The organism is Nitrosomonas sp. Nm132 (genome assembly GCF_900100485.1).
GTDB lineage: Bacteria > Pseudomonadota > Gammaproteobacteria > Burkholderiales > Nitrosomonadaceae > Nitrosomonas.
Genome location: NZ_FNDH01000003.1, coordinates 59,974 through 74,779, shown reverse-complemented (window position 1 = coordinate 74,779; position 14,806 = coordinate 59,974). Strand labels below are relative to the sequence as shown.

At 43.3% G+C, this 14,806-nt stretch carries 15 protein-coding genes; 13 read left to right on the top strand and 2 right to left on the bottom strand.

What is annotated here, in order from left to right:
- Positions 1-63: 63 nt before the first annotated feature.
- Positions 64-1,674: an L-aspartate oxidase gene (gene nadB / locus BLP80_RS02045; protein ID WP_090539659.1), complete on the bottom strand. Its 1,611-nt coding sequence runs from the start codon at positions 1,672-1,674 to the stop codon at positions 64-66.
- 263 nt (positions 1,675-1,937) lie between these two features.
- Here nadB and rpoE point away from each other — a divergent pair, with 263 nt between their 5' ends.
- The 13 genes from rpoE (at position 1,938) to lpdA (ending at position 14,094) form a co-directional block, all read left to right on the top strand.
- On the top strand, positions 1,938-2,540 hold the full coding sequence (rpoE, locus tag BLP80_RS02040; RefSeq protein WP_090539657.1) for an RNA polymerase sigma factor RpoE: 603 nt from the start codon (positions 1,938-1,940) through the stop codon (positions 2,538-2,540).
- A gap of 15 nt (positions 2,541-2,555) precedes the next feature.
- Positions 2,556-3,101 (top strand): sigma-E factor negative regulatory protein, encoded by a 546-nt coding sequence (locus BLP80_RS02035; protein ID WP_090539655.1) that lies wholly within the window; start codon positions 2,556-2,558, stop codon positions 3,099-3,101.
- A gap of 185 nt (positions 3,102-3,286) precedes the next feature.
- Entirely contained in the window at positions 3,287-4,681 is a 1,395-nt protein-coding gene (locus BLP80_RS02030) for a DegQ family serine endoprotease (protein ID WP_090539653.1), read from the top strand.
- Positions 4,682-4,704: 23 nt separating this feature from the next.
- Positions 4,705-4,956, top strand: a complete 252-nt coding sequence (locus BLP80_RS02025; protein WP_256324915.1) for a glutaredoxin family protein — start codon at positions 4,705-4,707, stop codon at positions 4,954-4,956.
- A gap of 103 nt (positions 4,957-5,059) precedes the next feature.
- Positions 5,060-6,850 (top strand): translation elongation factor 4, encoded by a 1,791-nt coding sequence (gene lepA, locus BLP80_RS02020; protein WP_090539651.1) that lies wholly within the window; start codon positions 5,060-5,062, stop codon positions 6,848-6,850.
- A 95-nt stretch (positions 6,851-6,945) separates the two neighbouring features.
- Positions 6,946-7,749 (top strand): signal peptidase I, encoded by an 804-nt coding sequence (gene lepB, locus BLP80_RS02015; protein ID WP_090539649.1) that lies wholly within the window; start codon positions 6,946-6,948, stop codon positions 7,747-7,749.
- A 46-nt stretch (positions 7,750-7,795) separates the two neighbouring features.
- Complete coding sequence (locus BLP80_RS02010) at positions 7,796-8,155, top strand: DUF4845 domain-containing protein (RefSeq protein ID WP_256324914.1); 360 nt, start codon at positions 7,796-7,798, stop codon at positions 8,153-8,155.
- Complete coding sequence (gene rnc / locus BLP80_RS02005; protein WP_090539645.1) at positions 8,152-8,871, top strand: ribonuclease III; 720 nt, start codon at positions 8,152-8,154, stop codon at positions 8,869-8,871. Before BLP80_RS02010 ends, rnc begins: the two co-directional genes overlap by 4 nt.
- 196 nt (positions 8,872-9,067) lie before the next feature.
- Complete coding sequence (gene era / locus BLP80_RS02000) at positions 9,068-9,958, top strand: GTPase Era (RefSeq protein ID WP_090539643.1); 891 nt, start codon at positions 9,068-9,070, stop codon at positions 9,956-9,958.
- 269 nt (positions 9,959-10,227) lie between these two features.
- Positions 10,228-10,953, top strand: a complete 726-nt coding sequence (gene pdxJ, locus BLP80_RS01995; protein WP_090539641.1) for a pyridoxine 5'-phosphate synthase — start codon at positions 10,228-10,230, stop codon at positions 10,951-10,953.
- The gene (gene acpS, locus BLP80_RS01990; RefSeq protein ID WP_090539639.1) at positions 10,950-11,330 is read left to right on the top strand and encodes a holo-ACP synthase; all 381 of its coding nucleotides are present in this window, start codon (positions 10,950-10,952) and stop codon (positions 11,328-11,330) included. The genes pdxJ and acpS overlap by 4 nt, the downstream gene beginning before the upstream one ends.
- Positions 11,330-12,376 (top strand): beta-N-acetylhexosaminidase, encoded by a 1,047-nt coding sequence (nagZ, locus tag BLP80_RS01985; protein ID WP_090539636.1) that lies wholly within the window; start codon positions 11,330-11,332, stop codon positions 12,374-12,376. Before acpS ends, nagZ begins: the two co-directional genes overlap by 1 nt.
- Positions 12,377-12,633: 257 nt before the next feature.
- Positions 12,634-14,094: a dihydrolipoyl dehydrogenase gene (lpdA, locus tag BLP80_RS01980; protein WP_090539634.1), complete on the top strand. Its 1,461-nt coding sequence runs from the start codon at positions 12,634-12,636 to the stop codon at positions 14,092-14,094.
- A gap of 86 nt (positions 14,095-14,180) precedes the next feature.
- On the opposite strand, the gene BLP80_RS01975 is transcribed toward lpdA, so the two are convergent.
- Complete coding sequence (locus tag BLP80_RS01975; protein WP_176754233.1) at positions 14,181-14,702, bottom strand: hypothetical protein; 522 nt, start codon at positions 14,700-14,702, stop codon at positions 14,181-14,183.
- Between the last annotated feature and the right edge of the window lie 104 nt (positions 14,703-14,806).

Here is a 14,806-nt window from a genome sequence, read left to right as displayed (position 1 = left end):
TTCTGATGTATGTGAAGCAAGCGACAAATGCTGGATTTGTCGCGACTATATTACTGCCGTATTCTAGGAAATCAATTCGAATTCTTTTCGTTGCAAGATAGTATTCTGGGCTTGTGGTGAAGTGTCTGGATAATCAAGGCTATAGTGCAATCCACGGCTTTCATGGCGTAACTTTGCACTTTGCACAATTAAATCAGCAGTCGTAACCAGGTTGCGTAGCTCTAACAAATCACCTGTTACGCGGAAATTAGTATAGTACTCGTTGATTTCCTCATGTAGCAGATTTATGCGGTTTTGAGCACGCTGCAAGCGTTTATTGGTTCGTACGATTCCTACGTAACTCCACATGAAGCGGCGTAATTCATCCCAGTTATGCGAAATCACGATTTCCTCATCTGCGTCTGTTACACGACTTTCATCCCACTTTGGTAGTGATATAGGAGGTACTGGTGATTGATTGAGGATATCCTTGGCTGCAGCTTGGCCGAATACCAAACACTCTAGCAAAGAATTGCTGGCTAATCGGTTGGCGCCATGTAACCCAGTATGAGCGGTCTCGCCAATGGCATATAAGTTGTCTAGATCAGTTTTGCCATTTCGATCAGTAACAATGCCGCCACATGTGTAATGTGCAGCGGGAACGACTGGGATGGGTTGGCGGGTGATATCAATCCCTAATTCGTGGCATCGAGCATAAATAGTGGGGAAGTGCTGCTTGAGGAAATCGGGTGATTTATGAGAGATATCCAGATAAACACAGTCAAGACCTCTTTTTTTCATCTCAAAATCAATAGCACGTGCGACAATATCTCGTGGCGCAAGTTCCGCGCGCACATCATGTCTAGGCATAAAGCGCTCGCCATTGGGAAGTTTTAATAATCCCCCTTCACCTCTAACGGCTTCACTAATCAGGAAAGATTTAGCATGCGGGTGATAAAGGCAGGTAGGGTGAAATTGAATAAATTCCATGTTGGCGATCCTGCAACCTGCACGCCAACCCATGGCGATACCGTCACCCGTGGCAGTATCGGGATTGGTTGTATAAAGATAGACTTTACCAGCCCCTCCTGTCGCTAATACCGTGTTGTGGGCAGCAATGGTGTGAATTTTATCTGCCTTGATATCCAATACATAAGCGCCATAGCATCGAGCATTTTGTTTGCCGGGATGATGAGATAATTTAGAGCTTGTGATCAGATCAACTGCGATATGATGCTCGAGGATGACAATATTGGGATGTGTACAAATTTGCTTACTTAGCGTAAGTTGCACAGCTTTACCAGTGGCGTCATTGGTGTGGATAACTCGACGCACGCTATGCCCACCTTCTTGTGTAAGGTGATACCCTGTTTCATTATTGTTATCGCGTGTAAAGTTGACTCCCTGAGAAATCAGCCATCTGACAGCCTGAGGTCCATTTTCGACTACGTAGCCTGTAATTGTTTCATCACATAACCCGGCGCCAGCAACCAATGTGTCGCGGATATGAGAATCAGAAGAGTCCTCCATTGAAAGCACTGCGGCAATTCCCCCTTGAGCCCAGGTACTGGAGCTATCATGTAATGTTCGTTTAGTGACAATAGCTACTTTCTGAGTTTGTGCTAGATTGAGTGCAAGCGTAAGTCCGGCTAGGCCACTGCCGATAATCAGCGTATCAAAATGATATTGTTGCATCGAATAGTTTTAATTTATTGGTAAACCAAAGTTGTCAAGATTGTCTATCAATCATAACTCAATAACTAAAGTTTCGTTGAAACTCTTATTGAGTAAAAATAGTGAACTAATCTGGATGATTTATTGTCTTTAATCCGATTTGTAATCGCTCACAACGGATCTCCGAACGGGCATAAACAGGTATACTTTGCTGACTGCTCAATTTAAAATTTGAGTGGCTGCATCAAAAGTTATCTATTTTTTAATTTCGGGGAACTGATGGCATGGGTGATCGTGAAATCGATCAACAATTGGTTGAACGTGTGCAGCATGGTGATAAGCGTGCTTTTGATTTGCTAGTGATCAAATATCAGAGAAAATTGGCACGTCTATTATCACAGTTTATTCGTGATGCTGCCGAGGTTGAAGATATTTCTCAAGAAACTTTTATTAAGGCTTATCGCGCTTTACCGTCATTTCGTGGTGAGAGTGCCTTTTATACTTGGTTATATCGTATCGGCATCAATACAGCCAAAAACTTTCTTGTATCCCAAGGAAGAAAGGTGCCCACGACCGTTAATGACTTTGATAATGAAGATGCAGAGAATTTTGAAGAGGCAGGCAGATTACGGGAAGTAAGTACTCCTGAAAGTGAACTGATGAGTAAACAAATTGCTCAAACGGTTAATCAAACATTAGACGCGTTACCTGAAGAATTGAGGACTGCGATTGTTCTAAGGGAAATTGAAGGTTTAAGTTATGAAGAGATTGCGAGCATTATGAATTGCCCCATAGGTACAGTTCGTTCTCGCATATTTCGTGCACGAGAGGCCATAGCGGAGAAACTGCGGCCTTTATTGGGAACAGGAAAAGACAAAAGGTGGTAATGAAGGGGTGGTTATATGAAAAGTAAAATATCAGAGCTGATGGATGGTGAACTTGATACGGTGAATGCCGATGAGATAATTACAGAATTGAAGAAGAAAAATGATTTATTAAGTGATTGGGAAACATATCATATGATCAGTGAGGCGCTACGGCAATCTACTACATCACTTTCAATTGATGTAGCGAGACGAGTCAGTGATCGACTGGTAAGCGAACCGATCTTATTTACGCCACGTGTATCACAATTGCATAAACGGAAATTAATTGCTCTTTCAGCTGCTGCTTCCTTTGCTGCCCTGGTAAGTGGATGGTTAATAATGCAAGCAACGAGCATTCAGCAGGAAGTACTTATTGCTGAAAAAAAGGTGAATAGTAACACCATTGTTCAAGTTGATCATCCTAATGTTTTTCAGCCTTCCTCAGCCCTTACACTTCCATTTGTTCCTCAGCATGTTGGTGATTATTCATTGACTCATAGAGGGTTTCTACCTAATACGATGATGCATATGCCGGTAACGGGCGTATATCAGGTTGAAGAAAAGGAAGAAAAATCTAGGTAGGATTTTATAAATTCCGAGTGAATTGTTCTTGATGAGCTTCTAGGGCTGAAGTGTCATGGTTTGCTAGATCGGCATCAACAAGAATTTTTGATCAAGTAAATAACTGCTATCATTCTTTGTAAGATTTAGCCATATTTGATTATTATATTTCCAGTATTTTACTAATTCTTTTATCAAGAAAAAATATGCAAAAATTTGTTTTACTGTGCCTCTTAATCATTTCTTCAATCAGTTCCGTTCATTCAAAGGAGCTGCCCGATTTTACCGGCTTAGTTGAACAATATGGAGAAGCGGTTGTAAATATAAGTACAGTACAAACGCAGCAGATTGCTGGAGGTCAGATTTTTCCAGAAATTCCTAATCTTCCTGAAGATTCTCCTTTTTTTGAGTTTTTTCGCAGGCATATGCAACCATTTTCAGGTCCTAAGAAGTATGAATCCAGATCACTAGGCTCTGGTTTTATTATTAGTAAGGATGGCTATATCCTGACTAATGCGCATGTGGTTGAGTCTGCCAATGAGATTACAGTAAAACTGAATGATAAAAGAGAGTTTAATGCACAAGTCATTGGTACGGATCGTAAAACTGACGTGGCCCTCATCAGGATCGATGCAAAAGACCTGCCGGTGGTGACCCAGGGTGATCCGGATAAACTTAAGGTAGGAGAGTGGGTTATTGCAATTGGCTCTCCCTTTGGTTTCGAAAATAGCGTGACAGCAGGGATAGTAAGTGCCAAAGGTCGTTCGCTTGCTCAGGAAAGCTATGTTCCTTTCATCCAGACAGATGTGGCGATTAATCCTGGAAATTCCGGCGGCCCCCTTTTTAACATGAAGGGAGAAGTGGTCGGCATCAATTCGCAGATTTATAGCCGGACAGGTGGTTTTATGGGATTGTCTTTCGCTATTCCAATCAATGTGGCAACGGAGATTGCTGATCAACTTAAGGCACATGGGAAGGTTTCACGCGGGAAACTTGGTGTCATGATTCAGGAGATGACCGAGGAACTGGCTGAATCCTTTGGCTTATCTCAATCACGTGGCGCACTGGTTGTTTCTGTAGAAAAAGATGGCCCGGCAGACAAGGCAGGAGTCGAAGTGAGAGATGTCATTTTGAAATTTGACGGTAAGGATATCGCCATTTCCAGCGATTTGCCGCGTATCGTGGGGAATACTAAACCCAAATCCAAAGTATCGGTGCAGGTCTGGCGTAATGGTGCCACCAAGAATCTTACTGTTTCAGTTGGGGAAATGCCATCAGATGAAAGTGAGCACGGTCGAAAACAAAGCAAAACACCTGATACTTCTAACCGTCTTGGATTGGCCCTGAGCGAGCTCTCTGACAGACAGAAGAAACAGCTCGGTGTAGAGAGTGGTTTGTTGGTTGAAGCAGCACAAGCTGGTGTTGCGAGCCGTACTGGCATACGTGAAGGTGATATTATTCTCGGATTCAATAACCAGGATGTCAAAACGATTAAACAGTTTAATCAATTGCTTAACAAGGTTGAGAAAGGACGGAATATTGCATTGTTGATAAAAAGGGGTGATATGACTACTTTCATCACGATGAAGCTTGATAATTAAAAATACATATGATGCCTGATTCTATGAAGAAGCTGATTATGTATGGCCGAAGAGATTGTCATCTGTGCCAGGAAATGATTGCATCATTGCAGGAATTACAGAAGCAAATCCAGTTTGAATTTGAAGTGATTGATATTGACAGTGATCCTGAGCTGGTTAGTCAGTATAATGAACGAATTCCCGTGTTGGTATCGGCAACGGGAAAACAAGACGAAATCTGCCATTATTATCTCGATGATGTTGCGTTAGATGCGTATTTTGCTAAAGTTCGATAGAATGCTGTCGGCTAACCAAGGTCGACATTTTTTTATTCGAAAGTAAATCAGACCGTTATTACACACTAACAAAAAGATTCCTGATATTTAAAACTCCAACCGAATGCTACACATTCGCAATTTTTCTATTATCGCGCATATCGATCATGGTAAATCCACATTAGCTGATCGTATCATACAGTTTTGTGGTGGCTTATCTGATCGAGAGATGGAAGAGCAAGTGCTTGACTCTATGGACTTGGAGCGTGAACGTGGCATCACGATCAAAGCTCAGACTGTTGCATTGAGATACCGGGCACGTAATGGTCAGACTTTTCTGCTGAACTTGATTGATACACCTGGCCATGTCGATTTCTCTTATGAAGTGTCGCGATCCTTAGCTGCCTGTGAAGGTGCTTTATTGGTGGTGGATGCTTCCCAGGGAGTAGAAGCTCAGACAGTGGCTAACTGCTATACCGCTATCGAGCAGGGTGTCGAGGTGATACCGGTATTGAATAAGATTGATTTGCCTGCTGCTGACCCGGATCGAGTGATTGCAGAAATAGAAGATATCATCGGAATAGAGGCAGAAGATGCCTTGCGTGTTAGCGCTAAAACAGGTGAAGGCATACAGGATATGCTCGAGGCAGTCGTTAAGCGTATCCCCGCGCCTAAAGGAGATGCTGACGCACCATTAAAAGCACTCATCATTGACTCGTGGTTTGATAATTATGTCGGTGTAGTGATATTGGTGCGAGTAGTAGATGGTGCCTTGAAAGCCGGAAATAAGATCATGTTAATGGCCAGTCGAGCCATGCATCTATGTGAACAAGTCGGTGTATTTTTACCTAAAGCAGAAAATCGTGATTTACTGAGCGCGGGCGAAGTAGGCTTCGTTATCTCTGGCATCAAGGAATTGAAGTCAGCCAAAGTAGGCGATACTGTCACATTGGCTGATAATCCTGCGGCTGAACCTTTGGTCGGGTTTAAAGAAATCAAGTCGCAGGTATTTGCCGGGCTTTATCCGGTCGAATCCAATCAATATGATGCATTACGTGCTGCCTTAGAAAAATTGCAGCTTAATGATGCATCGTTGCAGTTTGAGCCAGAAACATCGCAAGCGCTCGGGTTTGGTTTCCGTTGCGGCTTTCTAGGTTTGCTCCATTTGGACATTGTTCAGGAGAGGCTGGAGCGGGAATATGATATGGATCTTATCACCACCGCGCCAACAGTGGTTTATCAGGTTGCGTTGCGTGATGGTACGGTTGCTGAAATTGAGAATCCATCAAAAATGCCCGAGCTCTCTAAAATTGAAGAAATTCGAGAACCCATTATTACCACCACGATATTAGTTCCAGAAGAATATGTGGGAACGGTTATGTCCCTGTGTACCGGAAAGCGTGGTACGCAAAGAAATATGCAATATATGGGCAGGCAAGTCATGCTGGTTTATGAAATGCCGCTAAATGAAGTGGTCATGGATTTTTTTGATAAGCTAAAATCGGTGAGTCGTGGGTATGCTTCGCTGGATTATGAATTTAAAGAGTTTCGCGCATCCGATCTGGTTAGACTCGATATACTGATTAATAGTGAAAAAGTGGATGCGTTGTCGTTAATTGTGCATCGTGCCAGTAGCCAGCAAAGAGGTCGCGAATTAGCGCAAAAGATGCGCGAGCTTATTCCGCGTCAAATGTTTGATATCGCAGTGCAAGCAGCAATTGGTGCGCATGTCGTGGCAAGAGAAAATGTTAAAGCATTACGTAAGAATGTTTTGGCCAAATGCTATGGTGGGGATATAACGCGCAAACGTAAATTGCTTGAGAAGCAGAAAGCGGGGAAAAAACGTATGAAACGTGTTGGTAATGTAGAGATTCCCCAGGCAGCATTTCTGGCCATTCTGCAGGTTGGCAAATAATAGGTTGCTATAAGATCAAATTAACTGAGTGATAACCATGAATATTTGCCCTTTCTATTATGTTATAAGCTTGATTTATCATTAAGGAAAATGAAATGAATTTTCCTTTAGTGTTACTCGTCTTATTGGTCGTGACCGGTAGTATCTGGCTGCTCGATTTTCTTTTTTTGAAACATAACCGCGAGAAGGATATTGCAGAACCATGGTGGGTGGAGTATCCCAAAAGTTTTTTTCCTATCATCTTGATCGTTTTCTGTCTTCGTTCTTTTTTGGTAGAACCATTCAAGATCCCTTCAGGATCGATGATACCTACATTACTGGTAGGAGATTTTATACTGGTAAACAAATATACCTATGGAATCCGGCTGCCAGTTATCAATCATAAGATAATTGATATGAATCAACCCAAACGAGGGGAGGTCATGGTATTCCGTTATCCGGAAGATCCTTCGATAGATTATATTAAACGAGTGATTGGTTTGCCTGGAGATATCGTTGCTTATCGTAATAAGAAACTGAGCATTAATGGTGTACCAATAGAAATGAAATTAGATGGAGATTATAAATATATTGAATCAGGGCTTGCTTATATTTATACCCAGCGCTTCAAGGAATTTGTAGGAGAGAAAAGTTACAACATTCTTATCAATCAAGAGATACCTAATATACTGTTATCGAGTGTGCATTATTTTCCTTTCAGAGAGAATTGCGTATTCGACAGGACAGGATTTACTTGTAAAGTACCTGATGGAAATTATTTTATGTTGGGTGATAACCGTGATGGCAGTAGCGATAGTCGTTATTGGGGGTTTGTTCCAGAGGAAAATATTGTTGGAAAAGCTTTTATGATTTGGTGGAATTTTAGTGATTTGGGTCGAATCGGGTTGTCGATAGAATAGTGAATTCAGGAATGGGATTGGGGGTAGGGAAAATATGCGTCATGTGATGAGAAAAAAACAGCAAGGTATCGGTCTTTCTGGGTTGTTAATTTGGTCAGCAGTTGTCGTGATGACCGCTATTCTGGGAATGAAATTAATTCCATCCTATATAGAATATGCTGCAATCAAGCGTGCATTAGTTGCCATGGCCAGTGACCCAAGCTTGCAGAATGCTCATCCCGGGGAAATACGCCAATCTTTCGACAAGCGCGTAACTATCGATAATATTGCAACTGTGAATAGTCGCGATATTGAAATTAGTAAAGTAGGCGAGCAAACCGTTCTAAGCGTAAGCTATTCGGTTAAAAAGCCTTTATTTGCTAATGTTTCTTTAGATATTGATTTTACTGCTGCAAGCAATCAATGAGCTCATCTGGCTTGGATACACGTCACTTACAAAGCTTTCCAATTACAGGTCCTAACGATTTCTTTCACAAAATTGGCTATGTTCTTAAGCAGCCGGAATTGTTGCAGGAGGCGTTGACACATCGGAGCTTTGGTTCCCCGCATAACGAGCGCCTTGAGTTTCTTGGGGACAGTGCATTGAATTGTGCTGTGTCTGCGTTACTGTTCAAACAGCTCCCGCACCTACCGGAAGGAAATTTATCAAGACTCCGTGCTAATCTTGTTAATCAACACGCATTATTTGAGCTTGCATCGGCACTGAGTTTAGGTGATTTAATCAGGCTAGGCGAAGGAGAGCGAAAAAGCGGAGGACATCACCGCCCCTCTATTCTTGCTAATGCACTGGAAGCAGTGATAGGTGCTATTTACCTGGAAGGTGGATTCCTTGAAGTTGAAAATTTTGTTAACAATCTTTATAAACCATTATTACAAAATTTGGATCTCGAAACCTTAGGTAAGGATCCTAAGACGATGCTGCAGGAATATCTGCAGGGTCGCAGGGTTGCCCTGCCGGAATATACTATCATCACTACGAGCGGGGAAGCGCATCGGCAGAAATTTAGAGTAGAATGCGTCATTCCAAAGCTCAATATTCGAACGATAGGCGAGGGAACCAGTCGCCGCAGGGCTGAGCAGGAAGCTGCAAAGCAGGCATATGAATTAGTCATGCATAGCTAATTCATCAAAATTCCTTGATTACTGGGAACACCCATCACTTCTTTTTTGACCCTTCGCTAGTTTGATTCATTTTATTCGTACTGATACCTTTAAATTACCTGTGTATTTATAAACTTAATGTTTTGAAGGGATAAATAATGTACGATTTCAAGCTATATCAAAATAACACTAAATAAGAGCAGAAATATCCCATTTTATGGATTCCCCTCATTTCAGAACGGGTTATGTTGCCATTGTTGGACGTCCTAATGTCGGTAAATCTACTTTACTTAACCATTTGATCCAACAAAAAATCAGTATTACCTCTAAAAAAGCGCAGACAACACGGCATCGTATCAATGGTATTTTGACGGATGAGCAATCTCAATTTATTTTCGTTGATACACCAGGTTTTCAAACTCGCTATAGTAATCAGCTTAATCATATGATGAACCGGACAGTCATTCAAAGCATGCGGGAAGTCGATATCGTGCTGTTCGTGATCGAAGCGATACGTTTTGATGAACGTGATGAGAAGGTACTAGAGCTGGTGCCTGTTGACAGACCCGTTATTCTTGTAATTAACAAAATAGATCAATTAGAGAATAAAACCCAACTACTCCCATTCATGGAGAGTATGGCTAAAAAATTTAGCTTTGCTGGCATCGTTCCCGTCAGCGCAGCGAAGGCCGTGCAACTGACTGAATTAATCGATGTGGTCCGGCCTTATTTGCCAGAAAGTCCGCCTTTGTTTGACAAAGATGAGATTAGTGATCGAAGTGAGCGTTTTCTTGCTGCCGAGATGATTCGTGAGAAATTATTTCGTTTGATGGGCGAGGAAATTCCTTACTCGACCAGTGTACTCATAGACCAATTTACAGTAGAAGGAAATCTACGGCGAATTTTTGCCTGTATTCTAGTCGAGAAGGCAAGCCAGAAAGCTATCGTGATAGGTAAGAATGGCGAAAAAATTAAAATAGTTGCTACCCAAGCGCGTAAAGATATGGAAAAATTGTTTGGTAGCAAAGTATATCTCGAAGTCTGGGTCAAGGTGAAAAGTGGCTGGGCAGATGATGTCAGTACTTTAAAGAACCTGGGATATGAATAAGATTGAAGAATCTAAATGTCTAATAATAGAACAATGCACTCATGAGTTCGGCTTAACCCAAATATTTCATAAATTGGCACGTGCCCTCACTTGTCTTTTGATTAATAAGAAAGATTTTGCTCAGTCGGGTGTATGAGTCACTACACCCCTCTTTCTCAAAACTTCCCTATTAATCAAAATCCTGCGTGATGATCACGCGAATTTATGAAATATTCGGGTTAAAGTGGATGAAGAGTTTCTTTGATTTTGCTTAAAGGTAGATAACCATCATGATTGCTTTGGGTGTCAATATTGATCATGTCGCGACACTGCGCCAGGCACGGGGAACGACTTATCCGGATCCAGTTGAAGCAGCACTAATTGCTGAGTCTGCCGGCGCAGATGCCATCACGCTCCACTTGCGTGAGGATCGCAGGCATATCCAGGACCGGGATGTGGAAATTTTGCGCGAGCGACTTCAAACCCGGATGAATCTGGAAAGCGCAGTGACTGAAGAGATGATTGCCTTTGCGTGTCGCATCAAACCTCATGATGTATGTCTCGTTCCAGAGCGTCGTGAGGAATTGACTACGGAAGGAGGACTGGACGTGGTGCGGCATTTCGAACAAGTAAAACAGGCCTGTAGCAAGTTGGCAGACGCCGGTATCCGCGTATCGTTGTTCATCGATGCCGAACGCCGGCAAATAGATGCGGCAGCCAGAGCAGGCGCACCAGTCATTGAGATTCATACAGGCCATTATGCAGATGCCAAAGATGACAATGCGCAACAATGCGAGCTGGAAAAAATTTGCACAGCCGTTACCTGTGGTATCAGTCAAGGATTAAAAGTTAACGCTGGTCATGGACTGCATTACCAAAATACCCGGCCCATTGCAGCGATACAAGGTCTTTCTGAACTCAATATCGGACATGCTATTGTGTCACATGCATTATTCGTTGGATTAGCGCAAGCGGTTAGAGAGATGAAGCAACTCATGCTGGAAGCGAGTCAATGATTTATGGAATCGGCACAGATATCGTCGATCTTTCCCGTATTGCGCAGTCACTTGAAAAATATGGCGAACGTTTCGCGCGTAGATTGTTAGCAGAGCACGAATGGTCTGATTACATCAAGGATGCTAAACCAGCTATATTTTTAGCTAAGCGCTTTGCGGCCAAAGAGGCTCTTTCCAAAGCAATGGGTACTGGCCTACGCTCTCCTGTAACGTTAAACAATATCACTGTTGCTCATACTTCTCTTGGTAAACCGTATTTCCAGTTTCATCCTGATTTAGCCGAGTTGATCAGGCGTGAGGGAATTATTAGCCACCATCTTTCCCTTAGCGATGAACTCAATCTAGCCAGTGCTTTTGTGATTCTGGAGAAGGCGTGATGTCGCTGGGTCCGGTGATGCTCGATATCGTGAGTACCCAGTTATCAGTCGAAGATAAAGCAAGGTTACGCCATCCCCTTACAGGAGGCATCATCTTGTTTACCCGCAATTATGAGTCGTGTGAACAGTTGACAGCATTGACTGCTGAGATCCACGCACTCAGAAATCCACCTTTACTCGTTGCCGTGGATCATGAAGGTGGCAGGGTACAACGTTTTCGTAAAGATTTTACGCCATTACCGGCGATGCGCGAATTAGGTAAGATATGGGACAGGCATCCTCACCAGGCACGCCATCTGGCCAAGCAAACCGGTTATGTATTGGCGGCGGAGTTGTCCACTTGCGGTGTTGATTTGAGCTTTACTCCCGTGCTTGATATCGATTATGGGCAAAGTAGTGTGATTGGTGACCGTGCTTTCCATCGCACCCCCCAGGCGATTGCAGAACTAGCGCATAGTTTAATGCTGGGCTTGAAATCAGGCGGAATGGCTGCAGTAGGCAAGCATTTTCCCGGGCATGGGCATATTCAGGCAGATACGCATTTTGAAATAGCCATGGATGATCGCACTTATGCCGATATCGAGATGGATGATCTGATTCCATTTCGTCAGATGATCAATTTTGGCTTGGCAGGGATTATGGCGGCACATGTGATTTATCCTAAAATGGATGGGTATCCTGCCGGATTCTCCAGCTTCTGGCTGAAAAATATTTTACGAAATGAATTGGGATTTGATGGTTGTATCTTTAGTGATGATTTGAGCATGCAAGGTACCGCTGGCTATGGCAACATCACTGAGCGTGCCCGGGCAGCATTACAAGCAGGTTGTGACATGGTATTGGTATGCAATGATTTCCAATCTGCCGACCAATTGCTGGAAACATTGCAATGGGAGATTCCCGCTGTGAGTCTTGCGCGGCTAGCGCATATGCGTGGACGGCGCCATGCGCAATCAATGATAAAGCTACACGAAGCTGCATATTTCGTTCAGGCTGTCAGGGAAATCAGTGAAATCGGGGTAGGCAATCAGGAACTGTCATTTTAATTGAATCAACCTGAAATACTATCCCTGATAGATTACTTGTTTGGAAGGCGTTGTTGCTGAAAGGATCTATTTTAGCCCGAATATTTTATAAATTGACACGTGTCCTCACTTGTCCTTTAATTAATAGGAAAGGTTTTGTTCAGTCGGGTGTATGAATTACTACACCACTCCCTTACAAAACTTCCCTATTAATCAAAATCCTGCGTGATCATCACGTTCTCCTTCGTTTGTAACCACTCATTTTTATAAGGTGATTCATGACTAAATCTTTCGATGTGGCTGTTATTGGTGCAGGTCCGGGCGGCTATGTGGCAGCTATTCGTTGTGCTCAGTTAGGTCTTAATACAGTATGTATTGATGAATGGAAGAATGATCAAGGCGTAGCGAGTCTGGGAGGCACTTGTCTCAATGTGGGCTGTATTCCATCTAAGGCGTTACTGGAATCTTCTGAGAATTATGCACGTGCTGCGCATAAATTTATCGATCATGGCATCAAGCTGGAAGGTCTATCCATGGATGTGCCCGTGATGATTACGCGCAAAAATAAAATTGTGAAGGCTTTCACGGGCGGGATTGCCATGCTATTCAAGAAAAACAAGGTCACTTCTTTGCATGGCAGAGGAACACTGTTTAAGCATGAAGAAGAAAATAGTATCTGGAAAATTCAGGTAAAGAATGGTGACGAGATCGAAGAAATTCAGGCTGAATACGTCATCATTGCGACCGGATCAACGCCCCGTCAATTGCCGTTCATCAGCGTTGACAATGATCGCATATTGGATAATAGCGGAGCATTAGCTATCACGGAGGTGCCTAAACGTCTGGGGGTGATTGGCGCAGGAGTCATTGGTCTGGAGATGGGTAGCGTATGGCGTCGGCTTGGTTCAGAAGTAACCATACTGGAGGCGCAGTCAAATTTTCTGATGGCCGCTGATGAGCAGATTGCAAAGGAAGCGCAAAAAATCTTTACACGTGAGTCAGGATTAGTGATCCAGACCGGTGTCGAGATCAAGTCAATCCAGGTTGAAAAGGAGCAGGTAGTGGTTGATTATGCTGATGCTGAAGCGGAATCCCAAAAACTGGAGGTCGATAAACTGATCGTTGCCGTGGGCAGAATACCCAATACAGCAGGTCTGGGTACAGACGAGATGGGTTTAAGCAAGAATGAACGTGGTTATATTGAAGTCGATGAATACTGTCGTACCAACCTGCCTAAAGTATATGCCGTCGGCGATGTGGTACGAGGCCCGATGCTGGCACATAAAGCTTCTGAAGAAGGGGTGGCTGTCGCAGAAATGATTGCATCCGAAAAGCAAGGTCATGCCAATGAGTCTGTCAAAGTTAATCTGAATATCATCCCTTGGGTGATTTATACCTCGCCGGAAATAGCCTGGGTAGGAAAAACCGAGCAGGAACTTAAAGCAGCCGGTATTGCTTATCGCGCAGGACAATTCCCCTTCATGGCCAATGGGCGCGCACGTGCCTTGGGAGAAACCAGCGGCTTTGTGAAAGTGCTCGCCGACGCTGATACGGATCGTATCCTGGGCGTGCATATGATTGGCCCCTATGTTTCCGAAATGATTGCGGAAGCTGTTGTTGCAATGGAATTTGCTGCCAGCAGCGAGGATCTTGCGCGGATCATCCATGCGCATCCTTCGTTATCGGAGGTATTACATGAAGCGGCTTTAGCTGTGGATAAGCGAGCGTTGCATATCTGATGGTCGTTTAATTCGACTGCTTATCCTGATGGAGTGATATTTACCCCACATTTGTGTAGAACAAGAATGTGGGGAGTATCTGGTGATTAGTACTTCACACAATGAGTTTTATCGGGATTAGCATCGCAAGACCAGGTTGTTTTGCGGATACTAGCTGACTTATTTAATATGAATTCAGCTTTCTGAGCTTTGAGCTGCTCGTGTGTGAGGGTCACTTTCTCGGGGATGAAACGTTCTTGAGTCCAGAATCTTATGCGGCAGAACTCCGTTTCTTTACCACAGAGTCGTTGAATTGCAGCGCTATAGACCGTTTGATCCATTTCTCTTTTGAAATCTACCAGTACCATCTGCACAAATTTACCGGTCTTCGCTATTTCCACAGTACGAACAAGCCGCCAACCCTGGCCGCTTGGTAATGGTTCGGCTGCTTCCGGAGAGGAGGCTTCTTGAGAGGGCTCTTTTGCTTCTGGAGAGGAAACTTCTGAAGCGGGAGCCTCTTGTGAAGGCTCTACTGATCCTGCTTCTGATCCTGCTTCCTCAGATAGCGCCTGAGCGGACCATAACAATGTAACTGCAAGAAACATACTGCCGATCAATTTTTTATTCATTCGTTCTCCTGATATTCTTCTCTTTTAAACTAAATAAAGGTACTTCTGGTTCGCAATTCTACCTATTTCAACATGATATGAACAGTCAATGCATAATGGTAAAT